This is a genomic window from Rhodococcus sp. T2V, assembly GCF_029269925.1.
GTDB classification, from domain to species: Bacteria; Actinomycetota; Actinomycetes; order Mycobacteriales; family Mycobacteriaceae; genus Rhodococcus_F; species Rhodococcus_F koreensis.
This window is the reverse complement of record NZ_JARJBD010000005.1, coordinates 186,350-213,234: the sequence shown is the minus strand read 5'-3', so window position 1 is coordinate 213,234 and position 26,885 is coordinate 186,350. Positions and strand designations below refer to the sequence as shown.

General features: G+C 68.8%; 21 protein-coding genes and 1 pseudogene. 13 read left to right on the top strand and 9 right to left on the bottom strand.

Translation table 11 applies throughout. The annotated features are described in order from the left end of the window. The first annotated feature begins 69 nt into the window (after positions 1-69). Positions 70-534, top strand: coding sequence for a transcriptional regulator NrdR (nrdR, locus tag P3H15_RS07110; protein WP_015890458.1), 465 nt, complete (start codon positions 70-72; stop codon positions 532-534). 38 nt (positions 535-572) lie between these two features. Here the strand turns inward: nrdR and hrpA are convergent, their stop codons facing one another. Further along, positions 573-4,460 carry an ATP-dependent RNA helicase HrpA gene (hrpA, locus tag P3H15_RS07105; RefSeq protein WP_276136567.1) on the bottom strand — a complete coding sequence of 1,296 codons (3,888 nt, stop codon included), beginning with the start codon at positions 4,458-4,460 and terminating at the stop codon, positions 573-575. A gap of 70 nt (positions 4,461-4,530) precedes the next feature. Here hrpA and P3H15_RS07100 point away from each other — a divergent pair. The 4 genes and pseudogenes from P3H15_RS07100 to P3H15_RS07085 all read left to right on the top strand — a co-directional run bounded on the left by P3H15_RS07100 (position 4,531) and on the right by P3H15_RS07085 (position 9,348). Continuing rightward, positions 4,531-5,174 (top strand): annotated as a pseudogene (locus tag P3H15_RS07100) (Pr6Pr family membrane protein). 97 nt (positions 5,175-5,271) lie between these two features. After that, a complete protein-coding gene (locus P3H15_RS07095; RefSeq protein WP_276136566.1) occupies positions 5,272-6,351 on the top strand; it encodes an alpha/beta fold hydrolase in 1,080 nt (359 codons plus the stop codon). A gap of 337 nt (positions 6,352-6,688) precedes the next feature. Next, positions 6,689-8,053: an MFS transporter gene (locus P3H15_RS07090; protein ID WP_276136565.1), complete on the top strand. Its 1,365-nt coding sequence runs from the start codon at positions 6,689-6,691 to the stop codon at positions 8,051-8,053. A gap of 62 nt (positions 8,054-8,115) precedes the next feature. After that, positions 8,116-9,348 carry an aspartate aminotransferase family protein gene (locus tag P3H15_RS07085; RefSeq protein WP_276136633.1) on the top strand — a complete coding sequence of 411 codons (1,233 nt, stop codon included), beginning with the start codon at positions 8,116-8,118 and terminating at the stop codon, positions 9,346-9,348. Here the strand turns inward: P3H15_RS07085 and P3H15_RS07080 are convergent. After that, the gene (locus tag P3H15_RS07080; protein ID WP_276136564.1) at positions 9,312-9,614 is read right to left on the bottom strand and encodes a hypothetical protein; all 303 of its coding nucleotides are present in this window, start codon (positions 9,612-9,614) and stop codon (positions 9,312-9,314) included. The two genes, P3H15_RS07085 and P3H15_RS07080, sit on opposite strands and share 37 nt — an antisense overlap. Before the next feature lie 18 nt (positions 9,615-9,632). Here P3H15_RS07080 and P3H15_RS07075 point away from each other — a divergent pair, with 18 nt between their 5' ends. Then, positions 9,633-10,349, top strand: a complete 717-nt coding sequence (locus P3H15_RS07075) for a hypothetical protein (RefSeq protein ID WP_276136563.1) — start codon at positions 9,633-9,635, stop codon at positions 10,347-10,349. Here P3H15_RS07075 and P3H15_RS07070 read toward each other — a convergent pair. Beyond that, a complete protein-coding gene (locus P3H15_RS07070; RefSeq protein WP_276136562.1) occupies positions 10,335-11,015 on the bottom strand; it encodes a PhzF family phenazine biosynthesis protein in 681 nt (226 codons plus the stop codon). The genes P3H15_RS07075 and P3H15_RS07070 overlap by 15 nt on opposite strands. 88 nt (positions 11,016-11,103) lie before the next feature. On the opposite strand from P3H15_RS07070, the gene P3H15_RS07065 reads away from it, so the two are divergent. Further along, positions 11,104-12,027: a hydrogen peroxide-inducible genes activator gene (locus tag P3H15_RS07065; RefSeq protein ID WP_276136561.1), complete on the top strand. Its 924-nt coding sequence runs from the start codon at positions 11,104-11,106 to the stop codon at positions 12,025-12,027. 13 nt (positions 12,028-12,040) lie between these two features. Here the strand turns inward: P3H15_RS07065 and P3H15_RS07060 are convergent, their stop codons facing one another. Further along, positions 12,041-12,802, bottom strand: a complete 762-nt coding sequence (locus tag P3H15_RS07060) for a LysR family substrate-binding domain-containing protein (protein ID WP_276136560.1) — start codon at positions 12,800-12,802, stop codon at positions 12,041-12,043. Positions 12,803-12,860: 58 nt separating this feature from the next. Between P3H15_RS07060 and P3H15_RS07055 the strand changes: the two genes are divergently transcribed. Next, the gene (locus tag P3H15_RS07055) at positions 12,861-13,265 is read left to right on the top strand and encodes a DUF5997 family protein (RefSeq protein ID WP_276136559.1); all 405 of its coding nucleotides are present in this window, start codon (positions 12,861-12,863) and stop codon (positions 13,263-13,265) included. A 3-nt stretch (positions 13,266-13,268) separates the two neighbouring features. Here the strand turns inward: P3H15_RS07055 and P3H15_RS07050 are convergent, their stop codons facing one another. From P3H15_RS07050 to P3H15_RS07040, 3 genes are all read right to left on the bottom strand, one after another. Further along, the gene (locus P3H15_RS07050; protein WP_276136558.1) at positions 13,269-15,773 is read right to left on the bottom strand and encodes an RNA helicase; all 2,505 of its coding nucleotides are present in this window, start codon (positions 15,771-15,773) and stop codon (positions 13,269-13,271) included. Between the two features lie 40 nt (positions 15,774-15,813). Continuing rightward, entirely contained in the window at positions 15,814-16,851 is a 1,038-nt protein-coding gene (locus P3H15_RS07045; protein ID WP_015890471.1) for an alpha/beta fold hydrolase, read from the bottom strand. Between the two features lie 145 nt (positions 16,852-16,996). Further along, positions 16,997-17,965, bottom strand: coding sequence for a proteasome assembly chaperone family protein (locus P3H15_RS07040; RefSeq protein ID WP_276136557.1), 969 nt, complete (start codon positions 17,963-17,965; stop codon positions 16,997-16,999). Positions 17,966-18,251: 286 nt separating this feature from the next. Here P3H15_RS07040 and P3H15_RS07035 point away from each other — a divergent pair, with 286 nt between their 5' ends. The 3 genes from P3H15_RS07035 (at position 18,252) to P3H15_RS07025 (ending at position 20,971) form a co-directional block, all read left to right on the top strand. Next, positions 18,252-18,878 (top strand): MBL fold metallo-hydrolase, encoded by a 627-nt coding sequence (locus P3H15_RS07035; protein ID WP_072942364.1) that lies wholly within the window; start codon positions 18,252-18,254, stop codon positions 18,876-18,878. A 118-nt stretch (positions 18,879-18,996) separates the two neighbouring features. Next, entirely contained in the window at positions 18,997-19,662 is a 666-nt protein-coding gene (locus tag P3H15_RS07030; RefSeq protein ID WP_276136632.1) for a DUF5642 family protein, read from the top strand. A 160-nt stretch (positions 19,663-19,822) separates the two neighbouring features. Then, on the top strand, positions 19,823-20,971 hold the full coding sequence (locus P3H15_RS07025; RefSeq protein WP_276136556.1) for a DUF4192 domain-containing protein: 1,149 nt from the start codon (positions 19,823-19,825) through the stop codon (positions 20,969-20,971). Positions 20,972-20,978: 7 nt separating this feature from the next. Here the strand turns inward: P3H15_RS07025 and galE are convergent, their stop codons facing one another. Together galE and P3H15_RS07015 are read right to left on the bottom strand one after the other, a co-directional pair. Further along, positions 20,979-21,971: a UDP-glucose 4-epimerase GalE gene (galE, locus tag P3H15_RS07020; RefSeq protein ID WP_072942361.1), complete on the bottom strand. Its 993-nt coding sequence runs from the start codon at positions 21,969-21,971 to the stop codon at positions 20,979-20,981. A gap of 3 nt (positions 21,972-21,974) precedes the next feature. After that, the gene (locus P3H15_RS07015) at positions 21,975-22,667 is read right to left on the bottom strand and encodes a metal-dependent transcriptional regulator (RefSeq protein ID WP_015890477.1); all 693 of its coding nucleotides are present in this window, start codon (positions 22,665-22,667) and stop codon (positions 21,975-21,977) included. A 133-nt stretch (positions 22,668-22,800) separates the two neighbouring features. Here P3H15_RS07015 and P3H15_RS07010 point away from each other — a divergent pair, with 133 nt between their 5' ends. Continuing rightward, entirely contained in the window at positions 22,801-24,072 is a 1,272-nt protein-coding gene (locus P3H15_RS07010) for an acetoin utilization protein AcuC (RefSeq protein ID WP_072942360.1), read from the top strand. Beyond that, positions 24,065-26,824 (top strand): GNAT family N-acetyltransferase, encoded by a 2,760-nt coding sequence (locus tag P3H15_RS07005; RefSeq protein WP_276136555.1) that lies wholly within the window; start codon positions 24,065-24,067, stop codon positions 26,822-26,824. The genes P3H15_RS07010 and P3H15_RS07005 overlap by 8 nt, the downstream gene beginning before the upstream one ends. The last annotated feature ends 61 nt before the right edge of the window (positions 26,825-26,885 follow it).

Genomic DNA, 26,885 nt, shown 5'->3' with positions numbered 1-26,885 from the left:
GTTTTCGTCGGTTCGCCATCGGGGGAGGCGAACAGTTGCGGCCACGACGGCTACGACGAAGGAATCGCCATGCACTGCCCGTTCTGCCGGCACCCCGATTCACGTGTGGTCGATTCGCGCGAAGCCGACGAGGGACAGGCCATCCGCCGCCGCCGTTCGTGCCCCGAATGTGGTCGACGGTTCACCACCGTCGAGACCGCCGTCCTGTCGGTGGTCAAGCGCAGTGGGGTCACCGAACCGTTCAGCCGGGAGAAGGTGGTGCGGGGTGTCCGCCGTGCCTGCCAGGGCCGGCAGGTCGACAACGACGCACTGAATCTCCTTGCCCAGCAGGTCGAGGACGCGGTCCGCGCATCGGGTTCCGCGGAGATCCCGAGCAACGAGGTGGGTCTCGCCATCCTCGGTCCCCTTCGTGACCTCGACGAGGTTGCGTATCTGCGGTTCGCGTCCGTGTACCGGTCGTTCAGCTCCGCAGAGGACTTCGCGCGCGAGATCAAAGAGCTACGCGAACACCGCGAATCCCGCGACGACGCCTGAGCCTGCGCGTCCGCGCATTTCTTGCATTGCCCTGCGCGTCAGCGCACCTTCTGCATGGCGCTCAGTACCCGCTTCTCGGAGACCGGGACCGGCGTTCCGAGTGTTTGAGCGAACAGGCTGACGCGCAGTTCCTCGATCATCCAGTGAATCGCGTCGACCTCGGGTGAGTGCTGCCGTTCTTCCGGCAGGCCGGCGAGCATCCGTTCGTATCCGGCGTACACCCGGTCGAGCGCATCCATCCCCTTCTGGTCGCGCGGTGCGCTCCCGGGCAGGGCTTCCAGTCGTGCGACCGCGGCAGCGAGGTAGCGGGGCAGTTCGCGGAGGCGGGTGGCGCCGATGTCGGCGACGAATCCGGGAAACAGCAGCGACTGCCGTTGTTCCCGCACGTCGTCGGCGGCCTCGCCGGTGGCGCGTTCCAGCACGACGGCGAGCCGGTGGTCCGCTTCGAGCACCGGCGACACGAGTCGCACGAGTACTGCCACGTTCCGGGCCATCTCGGCGCGTGCCTTCGCGACGAGGGCGTCGAATTCCTGCGGCGTGCGCACCGGGGTGCCGTGTGCGGCGATCAACTGATTCGCGGCGGCGGTGCGGCAGTCGTCGATGAGGGCGTCGAGGCTGCCGTCGGGGTTCTGCCCGAGCGCCAGCCGCTGTGCGTTGCCCAGGCCGGATGTCACCGTCTTCGCCTGGGTGGGAACGGCGGCCAGCAGCAGCCGGCGCGTTCCGTCGCGCATCGCGGCGCGCTGGGCGGCGGCGGTGCTGAGGACGCGGACGGCGACACCGTCACCCTCCGGGACCAGCGCGGGGTAGCCGGTGACCTTCTGACCGCCGAGTTCGCGTGTGACGGTGGCCTCGAGGGAACCGAGGGTCGCGGGTGTCCACGTGAGTGCGGGGGGCCGCTCCGAGTTCGACGCCGCCTTCGCCACTTCCGCCTGGACGCGGGGTGCGAGCGACTTGCGCAGCGACACGAGGTCCTTGTTCCGCCCGAGGACGGCACCCTTCTCGTCCACGGCGACGAACGTCATGCGCAGGTGGTCGGGGAGGGCGGTGACGTCGAAATCCTTGGGGTCGATGCGGCAGGCACCGAGCCGCGACAGTTCGCGTGCCATCGCCGTGGTGAGCGGTTCGGAGCGCGGTTTCACCGCGGCCAGTGCGGCGGCCGCGAAGTCCGGTGCCGGAACCACCTGTCGGCGAAGGGTCTTCGGGAGCGTCTTGATCAGTGCGGTGACCAATTCGACGCGCATGCCGGGGACCAGCCAGTCGAAGCCGACGGCGCGCAGCCCCGCGAGCAGGGCGATCGGGATGCGGGCGGTGACGCCGTCGTCTTCGTTGCCGGGCTCGAACTGGTAGGTGAGCGGGACCTGCATGTCGCCCTGACGCCAGGCGTCGGGGTATTCGCCGCCGAGCACCGCGGCCGAATCGGCGTTGACGACCGTCGACTGGGTGAACGTGAGCAGGTCCGGATTCTTGCGGCGGGCGCCTTTCCACCAGGAGTCGAAATGCCGGGCGGAGACCGCCTCCGGGCCGACGCGCTGGTCGTAGAAGTCGTAGAGCGTGTCGTCGTCGACGAGGATGTCGCGTCTGCGGGCGCGGTGCTCGAGTTCCTCGACGTCTTCCAGGAGTGCGCGGTTGTCGTGGAAGAACTTGTGCTGGGTCTGCCATTCGCCCTGCACCAGGGCATGGCGGATGAACAGGTCCCGGGACGTCTCGGGGTCGATGGTGCTGTAGGTGACCGCACGCCGGGCGACGAGGGGGATCCCGTACAGCGTCACGCGTTCGTAGGCCATGGCGGCGCCGCGTTTCGACGACCAGTGCGGTTCGGAGTAGGTGCGTTTCACGAGGTGCGGGGCCAGCTTCTCGGCCCATTCGGGTTCGATCCTGGCCGACATCCGCGCCCACAGCCGGGACGTCTCGACCAGTTCGGCGGCCATCACCCATCGCGGTGGCTTCTTGAACAGGCTCGAGCCGGGGAAGACCGCGAATCGGCTTCCGCGCGCCCCGAGGAAGTCCCGTTTGTCACCCTCGCGCAGCCCGATGTGTGACAGCAGACCGGCGAGGAGCGACTGGTGGATGGCCGCCTCGCCTGCCGGGGTGCCGGTGGTCTCCCAGCCGAGTCCCCTGGTGATCTGGCGGAGTTGACCGTGCAGGTCCTGCCATTCGCGGATGCGCAGCCAGTGCAGGAACTCGTTTCGGCACATCTTGCGGAACTGGTTGGACGACAACTCGTTCCGCTGCTCGCGCAGATACTTCCACAGTTCGAGGAAGGCGAGGAAGTCGGAATTCTCCACGGCGAACCGGGCGTGCTTCTCGTCGGCCGCCTGCTGGAACTCGGCGGGACGTTCCCGCACGTCCTGGATGGAGAGTGCGGCGACGATGACGAGCACCTCGGACAGGCAGCCGTTGCGGTGCGCCTCGACGAGCATCCGGGCCATGCGCGGATCGACGGGGATCTGCGCGAGTTCCCGTCCGACCGGGGTGAGGACGGGCTGCTCGTTCTGGGCTTTCCGTTCGATCGCTCCGAGTTCCTCGAGCAGGCCGATGCCGTCGCGGACGGCGCGCGGGTCCGGCGGTTGCACGAACGGGAACGCGGCGACGTCGCCGAGGCCGAGCGCCGTCATCTGCAGGATGACGGACGCGAGGTTGGTGCGCAGGATCTCCGGCTCGGTGAACGCGGGCCTCGACTCGAAGTCCTCCTCGGAGTAGAGGCGGATACAGATCCCGTCGGCGACACGGCCGCAACGACCGGAACGCTGGCGGGCGGAGGCCTGCGAGATCGGTTCGATCGGCAGGCGTTGCACCTTGGTGCGCACCGAGTAGCGGGAGATGCGGGCGGTGCCCGGGTCGACGACGTACCGGATGCCGGGCACGGTGAGCGACGTTTCCGCGACGTTCGTCGACAGCACGACCCGCCGCCCGGTGTGGGGGGTGAACACCTTGTGCTGCTCCGCAGCCGACAATCGCGCGTACAGGGGCACGATCTCGGTGCCGCGCAGTCTGCGGTCGCGCAGGGCGTCGGCGGTGTCGCGGATCTCCCGTTCGCCGGAGAGGAAGACGAGGATGTCGCCGTCGCCCTCAGCGGAGAGCTCTTCGACGGCCTCGCACACCGCGTCGACGGGGTCGCGGTCGAATGTCTGCTCGCCGACTTCCACCGTGAGCGGGCGATACCGCATCTCGACGGGGAACGTGCGCCCGGACACCTCGACGATCGGCGCGGGCACGCCGTCGGCGGCGAAGTGTTCCGCGAAACGTTCCGGGTCGATCGTCGCCGACGTGATGATCACTTTCAGATCGGGCCTGCGGGGGAGGAGCTGGCGCAGGTATCCGAGGATGAAGTCGATGTTGAGGCTGCGTTCGTGCGCCTCGTCGATGATGAGGGTGTCGTACCGGCGAAGCATCCGGTCGCGCTGGATCTCGGCGAGCAGGATTCCGTCGGTCATCAGCTTCACCAGCGTGCCGTCCGACACCTGGTCGGTGAATCGCACGGTGTAGCCGACGGTCTCACCGAGTTCGCTGTGGAGTTCCTCGGCGATGCGCTCGGCGACCGTCCGCGCCGCCAGACGGCGGGGCTGGGTGTGTCCGATGAGTCCGCGGACGCCGCGGCCGAGTTCGAGGCAGATCTTCGGGATCTGCGTCGTCTTGCCGGATCCCGTCTCGCCGGCCACGATGACGACCTGATTCTCGGCGATCGCCTTCGCGATGTCGTCGCGGCGCCGGCTCACCGGCAGTGCGTCGGGGTACTCGATGGCGGGGACGCTGTCGAGTCTTCGGGTGACGCGGCCGCGCGCGGCGTCGATCTCGTCGGACAGGGAGGCGAGGGCGTCGGGCGTGCGGGCACGGTCGAGTCGCCGGCGGAGCCGGTGTTCGTCGCGCAGAGTGAGTTCGCCGAGGCTGTTCTTCAGTTCCCGCCGGCTGGGTGCTGTGGTGGACATGCTGGACCCCAGCCTAGCCAACCCGGTGGATCGCCCTGTGCCGCGCCCGCCCGTGTGCGAATATCGGCGGATGGACGCCGCCGTCGTCACGGAGCTGCGAGGTCAGAGGATCGTTCGGGTTCTGCGGGCGGCGTTCGCCGCCTACGGGCTGGTCGCGTTGCTGTGGATTCCGCTCCGCAACGTCGGCAGTGACGACTTCTCGACGGCCGACTACCTCAGCTATTTCACCATCGAGAGCAACATCCTCGCTGTCGTCGTCCTGCTGATCGGCGCGATCCGGGATCCGCAGTCGCGGCGCTGGCAGCTGTTCCGCGGCGCGACGACGCTGTACATGGTCATCACCGGAGTCGTGTATGCGGTGCTGCTGGCGAACATCGACGTCATGCTGCAGGACGGCTGGATCAACACGGCCCTGCACCGGCTGCTGCCGCTCGTCCTGCTGGTCGACTGGGTGCTCGCCCCGTCCCGGGTGCCGATCTCCGACGCCCAGAGTCTCGGCTGGCTGATCTTCCCGGCCGTGTACGGCGCCTACTCCCTGATCCGGGGCCGATCGTCGACTGGTACCCGTATCCGTTCCTGGACCCCCGCAACCAGGGGTACGTCCAGCTGGCCGTCACCGCGGTCGTGTTGCTGCCGGCGAGGGCGTTGATGGCGCTCGCCGTGAACGCGGTGGGACGTCTCGGTGCGCGCCACCGGTACGGCGAGGACCGGTAGCGGCGAAGCCTCGCGCAGCCGATTCGCGGACCGCGCTATCCTCCACACGACAGGCGTCCACGCGATCATCCGTGACTTCGGCAACGGCTGGGAGACTATGTTCGACGAGTTCGCAGGGGAGACCTTCGACCTGCTCACCCGCGACCGCGGCAGTGTCGTCGCCGCCGACGACGGGGTCCCCCTCGCGGTGCGCGAGGTGGGTCCGGCGTTCGCCCCGCTGACCGTGGTGTTCGTCCACGGGTTCTGCAACCGGATGACCGGCTGGCACTTCCAGCGGGTTCAGCTCGAGGAGACGTGGGGCTCGACGATCCGCATGGTGTTCTTCGATCTGCGCGGCCACGGCAACTCCGGGGTGCCGCGGCGGGACACGTGCACGATCCCGCATCTCGCGCAGGACGTCGACGCCGTGATCCGGGCGCTGGTGCCGGAGGGGCCGATCGTGCTGGTCGGCCACTCGATGGGCGGCATGGCCGTCCTCTCCTACGTCGGCCGGAACCCCGATCTGATCGGTTCCCGCGTCGTCGGGGTGGGGCTGATCGCCACCGCGGCGGAGAAGCTGGGTGACGTGGGGCTCGCCCGCACCCTCAACACGCCCGTCGTCGCCGGTTTCAGCACCGCGGCCCGTCACCTGCCCCGGGTGGTCCAGAGCGGCCGCGGCGCGAGCAAGCGGGTGCTGGCGCCGATCCTGAGGTCGGCGTCGTTCGGTGACCGCAGCATCAGCCCGGCGATCATGTGGCATTCCGAGCAGATGATCAACGACACCTCGCTCAAGACGCTGGTCGACTTCCTGCCGTCGTTCAAGAACCACGACGAGACGGCGGCGGTGCCGTTGCTGGCACCGATCGAGACGCTCGTCGTGTGCGGCGATCGTGACGTCCTGACCCCGTTCCGCTATTCGAAGGCCATCGCCGGCGTGTTGCCGGACACGGAACTGGTGAAGGTGCCCGGTGCGGGACACATGGTGCAGCTGGAGCGGGCGCAGCTGGTCACGGACGCGATCGATCGTCTCCTGATCCGTTCCGTCGAAACCCTGCCCACACCGAGTGCCTGGAGCGAGTGGGTGCGGGTGGCCACGGACCACGTGGACCACGTGCGGCACTGGGTCGCCCACGGCGGGCCCGCCGCCTGGTGGCGGGGGCTACGCGGTCGTCCCGTCGCCGGCCCCACGTTCCGGTAACACGCAGAATTCGTTTCGTCGACGGGCGGGAAGAGCAGTGACGTCGACCCCGGTGCGCTCGCTTCGACGTACTCGCGGCCGTATGCGTCCGTCCACCGGCGGGTCCACGGCTAGCCCAGGGTCTCGCACCAGAATCGGGCCAGTGATTGCGAGTCCCGGCAGTCGACGGCAATGGCGTGATTCGGCTGGTCATGGGTTGCGGTGACCCGCGCATCGGTGACTGAACACCGTCCCGGGCGGGTACTCGGTGCCCGTGTAAACCGCGAAATCGACGACAACACGTGTCACTCGGGACACAATGAGGGCACGCGACCACCGGCCTCAGGAGGCGGGATCTATGGCATCTGCGGATGCGTCAGCCGAGCAGGAAGCCCTCCCACCAGGTGTTCTCCGACGCGCGATCGCGGCGTCGGCGATGGGAAACGCCACCGAATGGTTCGACTACGGTGTGTACGCGTTCACGGTGTCATACATCTCGGCTGCGTTTTTCCCCGGCGACACCGGTTCCGCCACCCTCTACGCCCTGCTCGTGTTCGCGGTGTCGTTCGTGGTGCGTCCGCTCGGCGGTCTCGTGTGGGGTCCGCTGGGTGACCGGCTCGGCCGTCGCCAGGTCCTCGCTCTGACGATCATCCTGATGGCGGGTGCGACGTTCTGCGTCGGCCTCGTGCCGAGCTACGACGTCATCGGTTTCTGGGCGCCGCTGCTGCTGGTGCTGCTGCGCATGATCCAGGGCTTCTCGACCGGCGGCGAATACGGCGGCGCGGCAACGTTCATGGCCGAGTACTCGCCGGACCGCAAGCGCGGCTTCTGCGGAAGTTTCCTCGAGTTCGGCACCCTCGGCGGGTACGCGCTCGGCGCGATCGTGGTTCTGGCGGTGGAGTTGTTCTCCAGCGATCCGTTCATGTCCACCTGGGGCTGGCGTATCCCGTTCCTGATCGCCGGGCCGATGGGCCTGATCGGCCTCTACCTGCGGACCAAGCTCGAGGAGACGCCCGTCTTCCGGGAACTGGACGCGGAAGGCGCGGTGGAGTCGGGGACGACCCACGAGTTCAAGGACCTGATCACCGAGTACTGGAAGCCGTTGCTGCTGCTCGGCGGACTCGTCATCGCGTTGAACGTCACCAACTACACGCTGCTGAGCTACATGCCGACCTATCTGGAAACGCAGATCGGCCTGTCGTCCACCGCATCGCTGACGTTGTTCATCGTGGGGCAACTCGTGATGATGGCCGTCATTCCGTTCGCGGGCGGGTTGTCGGACCGGGTGGGCCGAAAACCGTTGTGGTACGGCTCACTCGTGGGATTGATCGTGCTTGCCGTCCCGATGTATCTGCTGATGCGTCAGGGTTTCGGATGGGCGATCCTGGCGTTCGCGGTTCTCGGGTTGCTGTACGTCTTGCAGCTGTCCACGATTTCGGCGACGTTCCCGGCGATGTTCCCGACACACGTGCGGTTTGCGGGGTTCGCCATCGCCTACAACGTGTCGACGTCGTTGTTCGGTGGCACGGCCCCCGCGGTCAACGAACTGCTCATCGAATGGACGGGCAACTCGCTGATGCCGGCGTTCTACATGATGGCCGCGTGTGGGATCGGTCTCGTCGCGCTGTACTTCGTGGCGGAGACCGCGGGCGCGTCCATTCGCGGTCGTGGGATACCGGGTGTCGACACGGAAGCGCACCCCACCGCACTCGTGCAGAAGTGACGCGGCCGGATCCGAGCCGGGGCGCCGTGGCATAGTCGCCTGGGGTGGGGTTTCACGAAGGGATGAGCATGGCGTCGGCACTGTGGCACGGATTCGCGGATATGGGCGCGGTGGAACAGAAGGGCGCCTTCGTGGTGTCCCGCGGCGAGGGCGCGTACATCTGGGACAACCGTGGCAACCGCTACCTCGATGCGACTGCGGGTCTGTGGTTCACCAACGTCGGGCACGGGCGTGCGGAGATCGCGGACGCCGTCGCGGAGCAGTTGCGGACGATGGCGCACTTCTCGAACTTCGGTGACTTCGTTCCCGAGACCACCGCGACCCTGGCCGATCGGCTCGCCACCATCGCGCCGGTGCCGGGCAGCAAGATCTTCTTCACCTCAGGCGGCTCGGATTCGGTGGACACGGCGGCCAAGCTCGCCCGCCGCTACTGGCACGAGATGGGAAAACCGGCCAAGACGATCGTGGTCGGCCGCCAGAAGGCGTACCACGGAATGCACGTCGCGGGCACCGCGCTGGCGGGTATTCCCGTCAACCGCGAGGGCTACGGCGAGCTGATGGCCGACGCCGCGACAGTCGCCTGGAACGACGCCAAGAGCCTGCTCGAGCTGATCGAGAAGGTGGGTGCCGACACGATCGCCGCGTTCTTCTGCGAACCCGTCATCGGCGCGGGTGGCGTGTACCTGCCGCCGGAGGGGTACCTCGCGGAGGTCCGCGACATCTGCCGCGAGCACGACATCCTGTTCGTGGTCGACGAAGTGGTGACGGGATTCGGCCGCATCGGCGGCGAGTGGTTCGCGTCGACGCGATTCGATCTGCAGCCCGACATGATGACGACGGCAAAGGGTCTCACGTCCGGGTACGTCCCGATGGGTGCGGTGTTCATCGCCCCGCGGGTGGCCGAGCCGTTCTTCGCAGGCGGGGTGTGGTGGCGGCACGGCTACACCTACGGTGGGCACGCGGGTGCCGCCGCGGCCGCGCTCGCCAACCTCGACATCATCGAGCGCGAAAACCTGCTGGCCGAGTCGAAGCGGCTCGAGTCCTCGTTGCACGAGCACCTCGCGCCCCTCGCCGACCACCCGCGGGTCGAGGAAGTGCGCAGCGGTCTCGGTGCGGTCGCGGCCGTGCAGTTGGCCGATCCGGCGGAGGCGCTCCCGTTCGTGAATACGTTGCGTGAGTTCGGCATCTCGGGCCGCGCCGCGGGTCAGGGCGCCATGCAGATCTCGCCGTCGTTCGTGATGACGGACGATCAGGTCGCTCAGCTCGCCGACGGGTTCCGCCGGGCGCTGGGCTGATCGGAGCCGGCGCCCCGCCTGCGGAGGCGGTGCAGGGCGCCGGTGACCCGGTCCCGCCACGTCGGCGACGCCAGCGCGATCTCCTGCTGCCCGTCGTGCGCGGCGTACGCGCGGGTGTAGCGCTCGTGCAGACGGGCCCGCACCTCGTCGGGCGTGTACGCCTTGCGGTGCCGATCCGCGCGGACCGCGACGACCCCGGTCGCGGCGACACCCACCACACCGGCGAGTCCGAGAAGTTTCCACCATTGCCTGCCATGCAGTCGCATCCTTCTAGGCTAGGGCCCATGGACGCGCCACGGCACACGGACGCACGACGACACCGTTCCACCATCGACCTCGACACCGCGGTCGAGGTCACCCGCACCGGCGACATCTGGATCTTCCGCGGAGAGTCCCCGGCCGACAGGGCCATCCAGACGCTGACGAACAGTCCGGTCAACCACGTCGGCATGTCGGTGGTGCTCGAGGACCTTCCGCCGCTGATGTGGCACGCCGAGCTCGGGCATTCGTTGCAGGACATGTGGACGGGCCGCTTCCAGCGTGGTGTGCAACTCCACGACCTGCGCGCCGCGGTCCAGGTGTGGGGTGCGCGGTACGGGCAGCGGGGATGGCTGCGTCAGCTCGCCGAACCCGCGACGCCGCAGCAGGAGGACGCGTTGATGCGGGCGATCGCGCGGCTCGACGGAACGCCGTTCCCGTCCACCGCGAAACTCGCGTCGCGGTGGTTCGGCGGGCGCCTGCCCGGGTCGCGCCGTCGCCGGGAGCAGCCGGCGAGCCTCGAAAGCGCCTATTGCGCCGAGGTGGTCGCGCAGACGTACGAGGAGATGGGTCTGATCAGCGGTCGCAGGCGCACCAACTGGTACGACCCCGGCAAGTTCTGGAGCGGCGACCGGCTTCCGCTCGCTCCCGGTGTGACGCTGGGCCGGGAGATCGAGGTGAGCCTGAGCGAGGCCGACCTCGCCGCGGGGCGGGGACGGCGGCCGCCGTCAGAGGGTGCGTGACTTCTCGGGGTGTACCCGTCCGCCGACCTCGATCCAGCCGGCGGGGTCGTACGTGGTGCGCAGTTCGGACCCCTTGCCCTGGGTGATCAGGAGGGCGTGCCGCAGGTGCGCGGTGATCCGGACGGCGGCGGCTCCGGTGGCCTCGTCCTCGGTGATGCCCATGTCGGGGGCGAACATTCGCGACCGGATCGAATGCTCGACCTTGTCGGTCCACGCCCACAGATAGTGGTGCCCGGCGCCGAACTTCTTCGGGTCGGCAGCCTGGACCTCGCGCACGCTGTCCATGGGGTACAGCGAGAACTCCGGCGCCCACTCGGGCCGGGCCCGCACCCAGGTGATCGCGCCGGAACGCCGGGTGGTGACGGGGCCCGCAGGGACGTCGAGTGTGGTGACCGCGGCACCGCGCTCGTGCAACCACCAGGACAGTCCGACGGTGGGATGTCCGGCGAAGGGCAGTTCGGTGGTGGGGGTGAAGATCCGGGCGCGCGCGTGCGCGTCGTCGGGCCCGGGGATGTCGACGAAGATCGTCTCGCTGTATCCGAGTGTGCGGGCGACGGACTGCCGCTCCTCGGGCGGGACGGCCGAGGAGTCGACGATGCCGAGCGGATTGCCGTGGCGTCCTTTGTCGTCGGTGAACACCCGGACGACGTCTACGTGGATGGGCATTGACGCACCCTATCGCTCCACGGGTTCCTGCATAATGCAGGAACCTGTCCAAAAGGCCGAGGCGATGGAAAGCATTAGGCTGATAGGCATGGCCGATCAGAGTTATCAACCCACACTGTCGCAGCTGCGTGCGTTCGTGGCAGTCGCGGAGTACCGCCATTTCGGCACGGCGGCAGCACGATTGAGTGTGAGCCAACCCACACTGTCGCAGTCGCTGGCCGCACTGGAGAACGGGCTCGGTGTGCAGCTCATCGAGCGCAGCACCCGGCGCGTCCTCGTCACCGCGGCGGGGGAGCGGCTCCTCGGTCAGGCCAAGGTGATTCTCGAGGCCGCGGACGGTTTCGTCGCGACGGCCGCGGGCGTCGGCGACCGGTTGGCCGGGCCCCTGCGGATCGGGCTCATTCCCACCGTCGCCCCCTACGTGCTGCCGGCCCTGCTGCCGGCGCTGCGCGAGGAGATGCCCGCACTGGAGCCGCAGGTCATCGAGGACCAGACGGCGCGACTTCTCGAGGCGCTGCGTGTGGGCTCACTCGACGTCGCGGTGCTGGCCCTGCCGAGCGGTGTCAGCGGTCTCGTCGACATCCCCTTGTACACAGAAGATTTCGTGATGGTCGTCCCGAAGGGGCACCCGCTGGCCGGTCGCACCGACATCTCCCCGCCGATGCTGGACGAGCTTCCCCTCCTGCTGCTCGACGAGGGGCACTGCCTGCGCGATCAGACCCTCGACCTGTGCCGCTCGGTGGATGCACATCCGGTGGCGGGCGACACCCGCGCCACATCGCTGTCGACGGTGGTGCAGTGCGTCGCCGGCGGACTCGGCGTGACCCTGGTGCCGGAATCCGCCGTCCAGGTGGAGACCGGACGGGGTCCGCTCGCGACGGCCCGCTTCGCCGCTCCCGCGCCCGGTCGCACGATCGGCCTCGTGTTCCGGTCGTCCAGTGCCCGCGCGGACGACTACGGGCAACTCTCGCGCCTGTTCACGAAGACGGCGCCGGTGGGCACCCCCGCCTGACGGGCGGGGAGTGTCAGGACCGCCGACGCGGTTTGCCCTTCTTGCCACCCTTGGGCTTGCCGCCCTTGGCTCCGGTGCCGGAGCGCGGCGTCCGCGTCCCCGTGGCCGGCTTCTGGCGTGCGGCCGCCGCGGCGGGACGCTTCTTCTTCGGCTCCGCCGCCGGGGTGCGGCCCCGGGAGCTGTTGACGGTGCGACCCCGGACGATGCCGATGAACTCCTCCACCAGATCGGTGGTCTCGTCCTCGGGCCACGACAACGCGATCCGCGACTCCGGGCCGTCCGACACCGTCCGGTAGACGAGGTCCTTGCGGTGGTGGAGCCGGGCCAGCGACTGCGGGACGACGAGCAGCCCGACCCCCGCGGCGACCAGTTCGATCGCGTCGGCCGACGTGGCCGGACGGTCCGCGGCAGGCAGTCCCGGCAGCCGGTCCCACACGAGGACGTCGTCGAGGGGGTGCTGGATGATCTCGTCGGCCAGATCCGCGATCGACACCTCGTCCACCGCCGCCACGACGTGGTCCTTCGGTGCCACGACCACCGGGATCTCGGTGTACAGGGGGATGGCGCTGAGACCGGTCCGGTCAATCGGCAGCCGCACCAGTCCCACGTCCGCACTCCGGCGACGTAACTGATCGGGTGCGTCCGAGGCGGACACGGGGACGAGGGCGAGGGGGACGTCGGGCAGCCGTTCGGCCCAGATCCGTACCCACTTGGTGGGGGTCACGCCCGGGACATACGCGAGCCGGAAGGGAGGGGATGCATCCGCGTCTGTCACTCCGTCAGGCTACCGGGCGTGGTCAACGGCACCGCACACGCTCGTTACTCTTGACACCATGACGTCGCACAAGAGCCCTCAGACTATGAAGCCCGCCACCGCGGCGAAGAAGCTGGGTGTGTACCTCGAGGCCACCCCCGCGCAGTTCCAGGAGGGTGTCGTCTCCCGCGACGAGCTCGGCGCACTGCAGAGCGATCCGCCGGAGTGGCTGGTCGAGCTGCGCCGCAACGGCCCGCACCCGCGGCCGGTGGTCGCGGCGAAGCTGGGGGTGTCCATCGCGGGCCTCGCGCGCGGCGGCATCACCGAGGCGCTCACCACCGAGCAGATCGACGCCCTCATGGCGGATCGCCCCGAATGGCTGCAGCAGGAGCGCGCCACCCAGGCCGAGGTCCGCAAGGAGACCGTCCGCATCAAGGAGAAGAACGCGGCACGGCGTGATCAGCCCCGCCGGCCGCGTTCCTGACCGCTAGCCTTCGACGATGCTGAGCTCGTCGAAGATCACTTCACCGGCCGCGTCGGACTCGGGGAGGTCCACGACCGCCGTCAACGCCCACCCGTGATCACCCTGCGGGTCCTCGAGGACCTGCCGGACCCGCCACAGCTCGGGCGCGGTCTCCACCTGGAACAACTGGGGGCCGCGGGCCGAGGGCCCGGTGCCGAGCGAGTCGTACTCGTCGAAGTACGGCTGGAGCTGGTCCTCCCACTCCTCGGCGTCGATGCCGTCGTCCAGCCCCTCCAACTCGGCCCACCGCCGCCGCGAGGCGAGGTCGATGCGCCGGAACATGGCATTGCGCACCATCACCCGGAATGCCCGCGTGTTCGCGGAGATCGGGCGCGGCACGTCGGCGCCGAACGCGACCTGCTGGTCGTCGCCCTCGGCGCCGGGGTCGGTGAGTGATTCCCACTCGTCGAGCAGGCTCGAGTCGACCTGGCGGATCAGCTCACCCAGCCACTCGATGAGGTCGTCGAGTTCCTCCGTCCGGGCCTCGGTCGGAACGGTCTGGCGCAGTGCGCGATACGCGTCCGCGAGATACCGCAGCACGAGCCCTTCCGAACGGGCCAGACCGTAGTGGCTGACCATTTCGGCGAACGTCATGGCCCGCTCGACCATGTCCCGCACGACCGACTTGGGCGACAGCGCGAACTCCGTGATCCACGGATGCCCACCCCGGTACATCTCGAACGCCGGGAACAACAGGTCCGCGAGGGGCTTGGGCCAGGTGACCTCCTCGAGCAACTCCATGCGTTCCTCGTATTCGATCCCGTCGGCCTTCATCTGCGAGACGGCCTCGCCGCGGGCGAAGTGCTGCTGCGCCATGAGCACCTGCCGGGGGTCGTCGAGGGTCGACTCGATCACCGACACCACATCCAGTGCATAGGAATCGGATTCGACGTCGAGGAGTTCGAGGGCGGCCAGCGCGAACGGTGACAGCGGCTGGTTGAGTGCGAAGTCCCGCTGGAGTTCCATCGTGAGCCGGGCCATCCGGCCGTCGGCGTCGGGCTCGTCGAGTCGCTGCACCACACCGGCGTCGATCAGCCCCCGGTACAGCGACAGCGCCTTGAGGATGTGCTTGCGCTGCGCCGGCCGCGGCTCGTGGTTGTCTTCGAGGAGGTGCCGCATGGACTCGAAGCAGTTACCCGGTCGTGCGATGACGTTGAGCAGCATGGAGTTCGACACGGAGAACCTCGAGACGAGTGGTTCCGGCGATGCGGCGACGAGGCGATCGAACGTGGCCTCGCCCCACGACACGAATCCGTCCGGCGCCTTCTTGCGCTGCACCTTGCGGCGTTTCTTCGGGTCGTCGCCCGCCTTGGCCAGCGCCCGCAGATTCTCGACCTCGTGTTCGGGGGCCTGCACCACCACGGTACCCAGGGTGTCGTAGCCGGCGCGTCCCGCACGTCCCGCGATCTGGTGGAACTCGCGGGCCCGCAGGTGCCGCGTGCGGGTGCCGTCGAACTTGGTCAGCCCGGTCAGCAGCACGGTGCGGATGGGGACGTTGATCCCCACGCCGAGCGTGTCGGTGCCGCAGATGACCTTCAGCAGACCGTCCTGCGCCAGTTTCTCGATGAGGCGCCGGTATTTCGGCAGCATGCCCGCGTGGTGGACGCCGATGCCGTGCCGGACCAGACGTGAGAGCGTCTTGCCGAATCCGGTGGTGAACCGGAACCCGCCGAGGGCGTCGGCGATGGAGTCCTTCTCCTCGCGCGAACAGAAGTTGACGCTCGTCAGGGCCTGCGCGCGTTCCAGGGCGGCGGCCTGGGTGAAGTGGACGACGTACACCGGGGCCTGATTGGTGGTCACCAGTTCCTCGATCGTCTCGCTCACGGGTGTCGTCGCGTACGAGAACATCAGCGGAACGGGACGCTCGGTGCCCGCCACGACGGTGGTGGGCCGCCCGGTCCGGCGGGTGAGGTCGGACGAGAAGAAGTCGACCTCCCCGAGGGTGGCCGACATGAGGAGGAACTGGGCGTGGGGGAGCTCGACGAGGGGGACCTGCCACGCCCAGCCGCGGTCGGGTTCGGAGTAGAAGTGGAACTCGTCCATCACGACCTGGCCGATGTCGGAGTCGGGGCCCTCGCGCAGCGCGAGGTTGGCGACGATCTCGGCGGTCGCGCAGATGATCGGCGCCCGGGAGTTGACGGCGGCGTCGCCGGTCATCATGCCGACGTTCTCGGCGCCGAACACCTCGCACAGGGCGAAGAACTTCTCGCTGACAAGGGCTTTGATCGGGGCCGTGTAGAACGTGCGCTTGCCGGTGGCCATGGCGTAGAAGTGGGCGCCGACCGCCACCATCGACTTACCGGATCCGGTGGGCGTCGCGAGGATCACATTGGCCCCGGACACCAGCTCCATGACGGATTCTTCCTGGGCGGGATAGAGCGTCAGTCCTCGTTCTTCGGTCCAGGAGGTGAAGGCGTCGAAAACGGAATCGGAATCCGCGTTCTCGGGGAGCAGGTCGGAGAGAAGCACTGCTACAGGCTAGCCGGACGGCCGTGCGCCGCTGCCGGGCCTATGTCGCGCTGCGTTCGTCCGATCCCATCGCGTCGAGAACCGCCATGCGGGTGGACGCGCTGCCGGTGATGGTGCTCTCACCGACGCCGGTGACGAGCATCTGCCGCCACTTCGCCTCGTCGAACTGCAGGGGATGGGTTCCGGACAGGAACTTCTCGATGGTGCGCAGGAACCGCATCGGATCGTCGCGGAACGGGAAATGTCCTGCGCCGCGGAAGATCTCGAGGTGGGAGCCGGGCATCGCCGCGTGCGCGAGGTGCGCGTGGCTGACCGGAATGACGGCGTCCTGATCACCCCAGATGAGCTGCACCGGGAGGTTCTCGGTCAGATAACATCGGTCGAGCATCGTGACGACCTGCCCGCGCCAGTCGACGACCGCGCGGAGGGTGCGCAGGTACGCCTCGTACGCGGTGGGGTCGTACAGCTCCGCGAGTACCCGCACCAGGTCGGGTGTGTCGTGGAGCATGGCACCGGGGCGGAGGCGCGTGCCGTTCAGCTGACTCAGCACGTTCCCCACCAGCCGCACGGTGGGCATCGCGCCGGGAATGCGCAGCAGCTTCAGCGCCTCGTTGACCACCGGGACGGACGCGAGCCGCAGTAGCGGGTGGACGTCCTTGGTGACGCCGCCTGCCGATACCAGGACGAGGCGGTCGACCATCTGCGGGAACTGGTAGGAGAACTGCATGGCGACACCGCCGCCCAGCGAGTGACCGACGACGGTGACCTTGTCGATGCCCAGGGTGGACAGCAGGTCGCGCATGCCGTTGGCGTACGCCGCGACCGAGTAGTCGGCCCGCGGCTTGTCGGAGCGTCCGTGACCCAGCAGGTCGGGGGCGATGACGGTGTAGTTCTTGGCGAGATGCGGGATGATCTCGGTCCACGTGGAGGAGTTGTCGCCGATGCCGTGGATCAGCAGCAGCGCGGGACCCTCGCCCGCCATGCGGAACGCGCGACGGTAGCCGTGGATGGTGCGGAACATCATGCGGGTTTCGGCGTTCGGAACAGGCCTGAGCTTACGAATGCGGTTGTCGCTCATGTCGCCTCCTGAACTAGGTGCATTTCCCGAATGTTGACAGCTCAATCATCCGCTTGGTCTCGACGCTATTGCACCGGTCCCGGCCGAACAACTGGACCGTGCGGTCGCACAGTGCCGGGAGGGCGACCGCACAAACCGATACCGGTCAGGCCCCGCCCTGGGATCCCCCCTCCTCCTCGGAGTTGCCGCTCTCGCCGTCCTGCATCGCCTGTTCGGCCAGGAAACGCTCGAATTCCGCACCGAGTTCGTCGCCACTCGGCAGGTCTTCCTCGCTGGCCAGGAGCGTGGATTGCTGTTCTTGAGCCGTTACGTAGGCATCGTACTGACGTTCCAGGGCGTGGACGACGGTTTGTACCTCGTCGTTACCTGCGATGTGCTCGTCGACCTGTTCACGGACGCGGGCGGCGGCCTCGCCGAGCGCGGCCAGCGGCAGGTCCAGGTCGGTGACGTCACTCACATTCTCGAGGAGGGTTTCCGCCGCCCCCGGGTAGTCCGTCTGAGCCAGGTAGTGGGGAACGTGAACCGAGAATCCCACCGACTCGTGCCCGTGCTGCGCCATCCGCAACTCGATCAGCGAGGACGCGCTGCCCGGCACCTGCAATTCGCCCGACCAGCGCTGGTGGTCCTTGATCAGGTCCTTGTTGGTGGAATGCGCGGTCACACCGAGCGGACGGGTGTGCGGGATGGCCATCGGGATGGCGTTGATGCCCACGGTCCGGCGCACACCGAGCTGCTCGGCCAGCAGGCGCACCGCCGTCGTGAACCGCTCCCAGCGCAGATCGGGCTCCATGCCGGCCAGCAGCAGGAACGGGGTACCCGCCGCGTCCTTCAGCGCGTACAGGTTCAGCTCGGGCTGGTCGTAGTCCGAGAAGTGATCGGCCTTGAACGTCATCGTGGGCCGACGGGAGCGGTAGTCCACGAGCTCGTCGACCGCGAAGGAGGCGACGAGTTCGCTCTCGAGGCTCTCGCGGAGATGCGTCGTGGCGAGTTTGACGGCGTGGCCTGCGTCGGAGAAGCCCTCGAGTCCATGGATCAGCACGGGTCCCTGCCCGTCCGCGGAGGACAGCTGCGGTGCCGGGAACTCCAGCTCGTACATCTTCGACTGTTCGTCCATTACAGACCTCTTCTCCTTCGTGCCTGGCCTCCAGTGTCCCCTATCGTCTCCGGCATCGATACGTCGGACTTTGCTCTCGGAGGCCCTGCTCTGGGGGAACACGCCACGCCCGACCGATAATTCCCGCCGGACGGCCTCCGGTGTTCGCCCACAGCGAGATCCCGCGCACGGTCTGTGGCAATGTGAGGAACGGCACGATCCGAGACGGACGACCCTGGAGGTGCGCGATGTCGACACGGGTGCGAGCGATACGGGTGCGAGCGATACGGCGATCGAAGGTCGAGTCGTGAGCGTGCGCATCGACCGAGTGGTCACCTCCGGCACCTTCAGCCTCGACGGTGGCACCTGGGACGTCGACAACAACGTGTGGATCGTCGGTGACGACGCCGAAGTCGTGGTGATCGACGCAGCTCATACCGCAGCCCCGATCGTCGCGGCCGTCGGCGGCAGGCGCGTCCGGGCGATCGTCTGCACCCACGGTCACAACGACCACGTCACCGTGGCCCCCGAATTGTCCGCGGCACTGGACGCCCCGCTCTTCCTCCATGCGGCCGACGACGTGTTGTGGCAGCAGACGCACCCCGCCGTCGCCTATACGCCGATCGAGGACGGGCAGGAGATCGCGGTGGCCGGGACCGACCTCCGCGTGCTCCACACGCCCGGGCATTCTCCCGGTTCCTGCTGCCTGTATCTGCCGGAGGCGGGGGAGTTGTTCAGCGGCGACACCCTGTTCTCGGGCGGTCCGGGAGCCACCGGGCGCTCCTACTCGGACTTCCCGACGATCATCGGATCCATTCGCGATCGCCTGTTCGCGCTGCCGGCGTCGACGACGGTCCGCACCGGGCACGGCGACGGCACCACCATCGGCACCGAGGCCCCGCATCTGGAGGAATGGATCGCCCGCGGCAGCTGAGCCGCAGCCTCCCCGCTGTCGGTGTGCCGGCGTGGCAGAGTGGCGGAAAGGGTACATCCGACACGGGAGGACGACGGTGACATCTCGGAGCACAGCGGTACGGACGGCCGTCGCCCCGGTGGTCGCGCTGGCCGCGGCGGCGATTCTCGCCGGGTGTACCTCGACCGTCTCCGGTGAACCGCAGCCGAGCACCACGATCGCGGCGGGTTCGCCGTCCGGAAAGGGACTGTCGAAGCTGCTGGTCGATCCGGCCGACTTCCCCGCCCGTTACGAGGCGATCGTCCTGCCCGCTCAGGCCGTGTCGATGGCGGCGCCCGACCTGACGGGGGTTCCGCAGGGTGCGGTGGTCGACCCCGCGGACTGTGCGCCGCCTGCACAGGACTACGGACCGACCGGCACGGTCATGGCGGTCGGTACCGACAATGCGAGCCGCTCGACGATCTCGGTCGAGCTCACCAGGACCGATACACCCCTCGGCGACCTGGCGGAACAGACGAAGCGGTGCGGTGAGGTCACCGTGACGGACAACGGGGCCGAGTCCACCGTCACCACCGAGATCACTCCGGCCCCTCCCGTCCGGGCGGACGACACCCTCGCGCTGCGGCGGACTGTCAAATCCGGCACCGGGAGCGAACAGGTCACCCAGTCGATGGTGACGCTGATCGCGCAGGTGGGCGACGTGCGGGTGTCCGCGACCTTCATGTCGTTCGGCGATGCGAAGGCCGACACCGTCGCTCTCGACGAAGTGTTCACCGCCGCCGTGCAGAAGGTGCAGAACAGCTGAGCGGGCCCTAGCACAGGGCTCCGACGACTTCTCGGCCGAACGGCGCGTCCGCCCGGCGCGGCGGCCGGGTTGTCCACAACCCGTCGCCCATCCACAGCCCTCTGTGTTTGCCCAGCTCGCCCGCCGGCCCCCGCGGCGTCGACCCGACAGAGTCTGGGGCATGACGACACCCGCATTCCCCCACGGTTCCGGCTTCTCCGACGATTCCGGCGGGGAACCGCCCCCGCAACAGCACACGGTCACACTGTCCGCTCCGGACGACCTCCTCGCCTCGATTCCCGCACTGCTCGGATTCCGGCCTGCCCGGTCGATCGTGGCGGTGTGCCTGACCGGGAAGCACAACTCGTCGGTCGGTGCCGTCATGAGACACGACCTGGTCCTCGGAGGTGCCGGAGGGCCGAGCCCGACGATGTGCGCGGCGCTGGGCCAGTTCGCCACCGTCTGTGAGCGCGACCGCGCCGGCGGGGTGATCCTGGTTCTCGTCGACGACCGTGTCACCGGCCCGTCCGCGCTCTGCCTCGACGAAGTGTCCGTGATCGTCGAAGAATTCGAGGAGCTCCTCGAATTCACGCCGACCGACCTTCTCGACGTCTTCCTCACGGCGGAGATCGCTTCGGGCGGTGCATGGTTCAGCTTCTTCGGCGGCAATTACGGCGTCCAGTCCGATCCGGCGTCGTCCCGCGTCGCGCTCGCGCGGGTCCTCGAGGGCAAGCCCATCCGCGCCTCGCGCGAGGAGATGGAGGCCACGATCGAGGTGGGGCCGGTGCTCGAACGGATGCAAATTGCCGCCCTCGTCGAACGTGGTCGCCCGTCGTCGCTTCTGCGAAGGCAACTGGCCGAGCGGTCGCCCATGCCGGATCGCTGCCACCGACTCGAGCTCGAACTGGTGCTGACACACGTGGCGCGGGTGTCGTCCGGTGAGAGGCTCCTCGCGCCGGAGTACGCGGAACTCGCGCTCGCACTGGACAATGTCACCGTCCGGGACAGCGTGCTCGCACTCGCCGTGGGCCCGTACGCCGACGATGCCGAGCAACTGTGGATTCTCCTGGCCCGCAACCTCCCCGACCCGGAACGCGCGAACCCGGCGGCGCTGCTCGGCTACAGCGCCTACCTGCGGGGGGACGGGCCGTTCGCCGGCATCGCATTGGCCGCCGCACTGGACTCGGAGCCGGGGCACAGGCTGGCCACCCTGCTGGACGGTGCACTGCACAGCGGAATGCGGCCGGCCGAGGTGCGGGGACTGGCCGACGTCGGTTACGAACGCGCGAGCGCGGTCGGCGTCGTGCTGCCCCCGCCGCTCGCCGGCTGAGCCGGCGTCAGCGACGTGCCGCGTGCGACCGGTCGCCCAGCTCCTGCAGGTAGGTCCAGGCATCGGCGACGATCTCGTCGAGGTCCGTGTGCTCCGGCCGCCACCCGAGTTCCGCGATCGCACGATCACTCGACGCGACGAGCACGGCGGGATCGCCTGCCCTTCGCGGCGCGTCCTCGACCGCGATGGGGAGCCCGGTGACCCGCGCGCACGCCGAAATGACTTCGCGCACACTGAAACCCGCGCCGCTACCGAGATTGTAGATGCGGTGCCTGCCCTCGATCGACGATTCCAAGGCCAGCACGTGCGCCTCGGCGAGGTCGAGCACATGGATGTAGTCGCGGATCGCCGTTCCGTCCGGGGTGGGCCAGTCGGTTCCGAAAATCGAGATCTTCTCCCGCTGGCCGAGCGCCACCTGGAGCACGAGAGGAATCAAATGCGTTTCGACGACCCGGTTCTCGCCGGCCGACTTGTACGCTCCCGCGACGTTGAAATACCGCAGGCTGGTCGCCGCGAGCGAATGCGCCACCGAGTACGAGGTGATGGCGTGGTCGATCGCGAGCTTCGTCGCCCCGTACGGGTTGGTGGGACGCGTCGGATCGGCCTCCGTGATCGGCGAGTGCTCCGGTTCGCCGTACGTCGCGGCCGTCGACGAGAACACGAGTTTCTGCGTCCCCGAGTGCCGCATGGCCTCGAGGAGTTCGAGCGTGGTGACGACGTTGCCGCGCCAGTACTTCTCCGGGTACTGGACCGACTCGCCGACGAGCGACTGCGCGGCGAAGTGCAGCACCCCGTCGAACCGGGGAGTGCCGCTCGTGCCCAGCACCTCCGCCGCCACGTCCGCGACGTCGCCCTCGATGAACTCGGCACCGAGCGGCACCGCGTCGGCATTACCCGTCGACAGGTCGTCGATGACGACGACCTCGTGTCCTCGTTCGAGCAGGACCGTGCTGCAGACGCTGCCGACATAGCCGGCGCCGCCGGTGACCAGAAGTTTCATCGACTATCCCTGAACCTGCTTCACCTGGACGGCGTGCGCCATCTCCTCGGACAGATCGAACCCGCTGTGGCCGGGCACCGTGATCGTGACCGACCCGGGCTTGGTCTCGACGGTGACGCGCGCGTCCGGAACGACGCCCGCCTCACGCAACTGTCCGATGACGTCCGGATCCGACTGGACGTGCTCGGCGAGACGGCGGACGACGACCGCGGTCGGCTTGCCGGGCGGCACGTCCGTGAGGCGGATGAGCGTCTCCGGCGGGTCGACCGGGCGGTCCAGCCCGAGCAGAGCCAGTCCCGGAATCGGGTTGCCGTACGGCGAGGTGGTGGGGTTGTTGAGCACCTCCACCAGGCGCCGCTCCACTTCCTCGCTCATGACGTGCTCCCAACGGCACGCCTCCGCGTGAACCTCTTCCCACCGGAGACCGATTACGTCCACGAGGAGTCGTTCGGCCAGGCGGTGCTTCCGCATCACGGACACCGCGAGTTCGCGGCCCTTCTCCGTCAGTTCCAGGTGGCGGTCACCGGCGACCAGGAGAAGGCCGTCACGTTCCATCCGGGCGACGGTCTGGCTGACCGTCGGACCGCTCTGCTCGAGTCGTTCGGCAATACGTGCTCGAAGTGGGACGACGCCCTCTTCTTCCAAGTCATAGATCGTCCGGAGGTACATCTCCGTGGTGTCGACCAGATCCTTCACACTCACACCCCTTCGTCTCGGTTGATTCTACCGGTGATTGCCCGGCACCGGCGCCGTCCGTCCCCGCCGCGCGTCGGTGCCGGTCCGGCGGGGTCTGCTGACACCCTCCACGGGGGACCAGTAGCGTGAGTCCATGACCGCGTCGTTCAGTTCCGGGGAGGATTCGGCTGCACTGGTATCGAACCGTGCAGTCGTGTGGAGTCCGGACTATCTCAGTTATCGGTGGAGTGCGGACCATCCGATGAATCCCACGCGGCTCGAGCTGACCATGTCGCTCGCGCGCAGCCTCGGGACTCTGGAGGGAGTCGAGCTGTTGCGGCCCGCCGCCGCCTCGGACGCAGATCTGTTGAGGATCCACACTCCCGCGTACATCGAAGCGGTCAAACAGGCCGGTCACTCCGCGACGTCCGGTGTGCTCGGCGCGGAGGCACCGCACGGGCTCGGCACGGAGGACAATCCCGTTTTCCCCCAGATGCACGAGGCGAGCGCGATCCTCGCCGGCGGATCCCTCGCCGCAGCGCAGGAGATCGCCGCGGGCCGCACCCGCCGCGCCGTCAGCATCGGCGGCGGCATGCATCACGCCATGCCCGACTGGGCCTCCGGCTTCTGTGTGTACAACGATGTCGCCATTGCCGTCTCCTGGCTGCTGGACAACGGTTTCGACCGGATCGCCTACATCGACGTCGACGCACACCACGGGGACGGTGTCCAGCACGCGTTCGCCAACGACCCTCGGGTCCTGACGATCTCGCTGCATCAGCACCCGGCAACCCTCTGGCCCAACACGGGGTGGTCGAGCGAAGTCGGCGAGGGATCGGGGGAGGGCACGGCGATCAACCTCCCCGTGCTGCCCGGCACCGTCGACGCGTTGTGGCTGCGCGGTTTCCACGCCGTGGTGCCCGGTGCCCTCGCCGCGTTCCGGCCGCAGATCGTGATCAGTCAGTGCGGTGTCGACAGCCACCGGGAGGACCCGCTGGCCGACCTCGCGCTGACCGTCGACGGACAGCGGGCCGCGTTCCTCGCGATGCGCGACCTCGCCGACCGCTACGCCGAGGGGCGCTGGCTCGCCGTCGGCGGCGGCGGTTACGGCCTCGTCCGGGTCGTCCCGCGGGCGTGGACCCACCTGATCGCCGCGGCGCTCGACCGGGAGATCGACACGGCCCGTGCCGTGCCCGAGGCCTGGCAGGAGCGGGCTCACGCCCTCGCGCCCAGCGTCGACCTGCCGGACACCATGGGCGACGGCGGGGAGGTCGACTACCTGCCGTGGGACGGTCCCGGCGGCACACCGGAAACCGGGATTCCGTCGGTCGACCGCGCACTGACGCGGATCGACTCCGCCGTCATCGCCACCCGCCGCGCCTGCTTCCCGCTACTCGGACTCGACCCGGAGGATCCCCGTGACTGAGCAGGCGGACGACAGCGAAACGACCGGTGCCACGGCGTCGTCGGGCGGCGCGGAGGCGGGCAGCACCGAGTCGTCGGTCGGTGCCGGGGCGACGGGGAAACCCGACCCCGCGCACAACTACCCGCGGCACTGGGTCGCCGACGTGCTCGCGGCGGACGGCGGGGCGGTCGCGTTGCGGCCGATCGTGCCCGAGGACGCCGACAAACTCGTCGCGTTCCACTCCAAGCTGTCCGAACGCACCCGCTATCTACGGTATTTCGGTCCCTACCCGACGATGTCGCAACGGGACGTCGTTCATTTCACCACGGTCGACCACCACGACCGGGTCGCGTTCGTGGTGCTGCTGGGGGACGAGATCATCGCCGTCGGCCGGTACGAGCGGCTCACCGGCGAGGGAGACGGTAAATCCGCGGAGGTGGCATTCGTCGTCGCCGATGCGCACCAGGGCCGCGGACTCGGGCCGATCCTGCTCGAGCACCTGGCCGCGGCGGCCGCGGAGAGCGGTCTGACGATGTTCGTCGCCGAGGTCCTCGCGGAGAACCGGAACATGGTGACCGTCTTCCGTGAGGCGGGATATCAGGTGAGCCGCAGCTTCGAGGGCGGCGTGCTCAGGCTCGAGTTCGCGATCGACCCCACGGAAGCGATGGTGTCCGTGCGCAATTCCCGCGAGCGGGCCGCCGAGGCGCGGAGTATGCGCAACGTGCTCAGTCCGCGTTCGGTCGCGGTGATCGGCGCGTCCACCGACCGGGCGAAGGTCGGCAACGCCGTCCTGACCAACCTGCTGCGGGCCGGATTCACCGGCCCGGTGTATCCGGTCAACGCCGAGCACCGTTCGGTCCACGGGGTGCGGGCGTACCCGACGGTCCGGGACATCCCCGACGAGGTGGACCTCGCGGTCGTCGCCGTCCCCGCCGAATCGATCAACGCCGTCCTCGACGACTGCCTGGACAAGGGGGTCAAGGCCCTCGTCGTCGTGTCCTCGGGATTCAGTGAAACCGGAATGGACGGACGGCAGTCCGAGCGCCGCCTCGTCCATGCCGCCCGCGCGCACGGGATGCGGCTGATCGGTCCGAACGCGCTCGGCGTGGCCAACAACGACCGAGAGGTGTCGTTGAACGCCACCCTCGCGCCCGTGCTGCCGAGCCCCGGCAACGTCGGATTCTTCTGCCAATCCGGCGCCCTCGGCATCGCCATCCTCGACGAGGCCGCGCGGAGCCGAATCGGGTTGTCCGCGTTCGTCTCTGCAGGCAACCGCGCCGACGTCTCCGGCAACGACCTGCTGCAGTACTGGGATTCGGACCCGGCCACCGAGGTCGTGCTGCTGTATCTGGAGAGCTTCGGCAATCCCCGCAAGTTCTCGCGGATCGCGCGGAGGGTGGCGAGAAACAAGCCGATCGTCGCGGTCAAGAGTGGGCGGCACGCCGTTCCGCCCGCGCTGGCGGCCAGCGGCGGCGAGATGGACGATTCGATCGTGCGTGCACTCTTCGAGCAGGCCGGGGTGGTGCAGGTCGGGTCGATCTCGCAGCTGTTCGACTGTGCGCTGCTGTTCGGGTATCAGCCGCTGCCCGCGGGCCCCCGGCTCGCTGTGGTCGGGAACTCCACCGCGCTCGGTGTCCTGGCGGCCGACGCGGCCCGCAGCGAGGGTCTGCAGGTCGGCGACCCCGTCGACCTCGGCCCGCAGGCCGGTCCCGAGGAATTCGCGACGGCGGTGCGGACGGCGCTCGCGTCCTTCGACGTCGATTCGGTGATCGCCGTGTTCGTTCCCCCGGTCGCCGTGCCCGCCGAACCGTATGCCCAGGCGCTGCGGGAAGCGGTGCGGGACGCCGACAAGCCGGTCCTCACGACGTTCCTCGCGGCGGAGGGCGTGCCCGACGTCCTGGCGGTCCGGGGTGAGGACGGGCATCCGACGCGCGGTTCGGTGCCCTCCTATCCGGGTCCGGAACGCGCGGCGCTGGCGCTGGCGCGGGCCTGGCGGTACTCGGCCTGGAAGAGTAAGCCGTCCTCGAAAGTCGTGCGCCCCAACGGGATTGACCCGGAACGGGCGAAAGGGTTGGTCGACGGCTGGCTCGGGGCGTCGTCCGGACGCTGGCTGTCGGACTTCGAGGCGTCGCAACTCCTCGCGTGCTACGGCGTGGACGTCGTGGAATTCCGGTCCGCCACCACCGAGGAGGAGGCCGTGCAGGCCGCCGAGGAACTGGGGTACCCGGTGGCGGTGAAGGCGACGGGGGAACAGTGGCGGCACCGGCCCGACCTCGGCGGCGTCCGCCTCGACCTCGTCGGACCGGACTCGGTCCGCTGGGCCTACCGCGACCTCGCCGCCGCATCCGGTGAACCCCTGCTCCACGTGCAGCGGATGGCCACCAAGGGAATCGGCTGCGTCGTCGGCGTGCAGGACGACCCGTCGTTCGGCTCGCTCATCTCGTTCGGGCTCGCCGGCGTGATCTCCGACCTGCTCGGTGACCGCGCCTACCGGGTGCTGCCCCTCACCGAGGACGCCGCGGCGGAGCTGATCGACGCACCGAAGGCCGCGCCGCTGCTGTCCGGCTACCGCAGCGCGGTGCCCGTGAACAAATCGGCCCTCGTCGACCTCGTACAGCGAATCTCCGCTCTCGCCGACGACCTGCCGGAGGTGCGGGAACTGGCCTGCGAACCGGTGCTCGCGTCCGCCGAGGGCGCGCTGGTCACCGATTCGCGCGTGCGGATCGGCCCGGAGCCCAGCGTCGCCGACCTCGGTCCCCGCCGGCTGCGCTGACCCGGCTCACGGTCCCGCAGGTCCCCGCACAGCACAGCGCCGGTGCCGGTCGTGTACGACC

Bases quoted from the DNA above. Each gene is read 5' to 3' on its own strand.
- nrdR (WP_015890458.1), top strand. From the start codon at position 70: ATGCACTGCCCGTTCTGCCGGCACCCCGATTCACGTGTGGTCGATTCG.
- hrpA (WP_276136567.1), bottom strand. From the start codon at position 4,460: ATGTCCACCACAGCACCCAGCCGGCGGGAACTGAAGAACAGCCTCGGC.
- P3H15_RS07095 (WP_276136566.1), top strand. From the start codon at position 5,272: ATGTTCGACGAGTTCGCAGGGGAGACCTTCGACCTGCTCACCCGCGAC.
- P3H15_RS07090 (WP_276136565.1), top strand. From the start codon at position 6,689: ATGGCATCTGCGGATGCGTCAGCCGAGCAGGAAGCCCTCCCACCAGGT.
- P3H15_RS07085 (WP_276136633.1), top strand. From the start codon at position 8,116: ATGAGCATGGCGTCGGCACTGTGGCACGGATTCGCGGATATGGGCGCG.
- P3H15_RS07080 (WP_276136564.1), bottom strand. From the start codon at position 9,614: ATGCGACTGCATGGCAGGCAATGGTGGAAACTTCTCGGACTCGCCGGT.
- P3H15_RS07075 (WP_276136563.1), top strand. From the start codon at position 9,633: ATGGACGCGCCACGGCACACGGACGCACGACGACACCGTTCCACCATC.
- P3H15_RS07070 (WP_276136562.1), bottom strand. From the start codon at position 11,015: ATGCCCATCCACGTAGACGTCGTCCGGGTGTTCACCGACGACAAAGGA.
- P3H15_RS07065 (WP_276136561.1), top strand. From the start codon at position 11,104: ATGGCCGATCAGAGTTATCAACCCACACTGTCGCAGCTGCGTGCGTTC.
- P3H15_RS07055 (WP_276136559.1), top strand. From the start codon at position 12,861: ATGACGTCGCACAAGAGCCCTCAGACTATGAAGCCCGCCACCGCGGCG.
- P3H15_RS07045 (WP_015890471.1), bottom strand. From the start codon at position 16,851: ATGAGCGACAACCGCATTCGTAAGCTCAGGCCTGTTCCGAACGCCGAA.
- P3H15_RS07040 (WP_276136557.1), bottom strand. From the start codon at position 17,965: ATGGACGAACAGTCGAAGATGTACGAGCTGGAGTTCCCGGCACCGCAG.
- P3H15_RS07025 (WP_276136556.1), top strand. From the start codon at position 19,823: ATGACGACACCCGCATTCCCCCACGGTTCCGGCTTCTCCGACGATTCC.
- galE (WP_072942361.1), bottom strand. From the start codon at position 21,971: ATGAAACTTCTGGTCACCGGCGGCGCCGGCTATGTCGGCAGCGTCTGC.
- P3H15_RS07010 (WP_072942360.1), top strand. From the start codon at position 22,801: ATGACCGCGTCGTTCAGTTCCGGGGAGGATTCGGCTGCACTGGTATCG.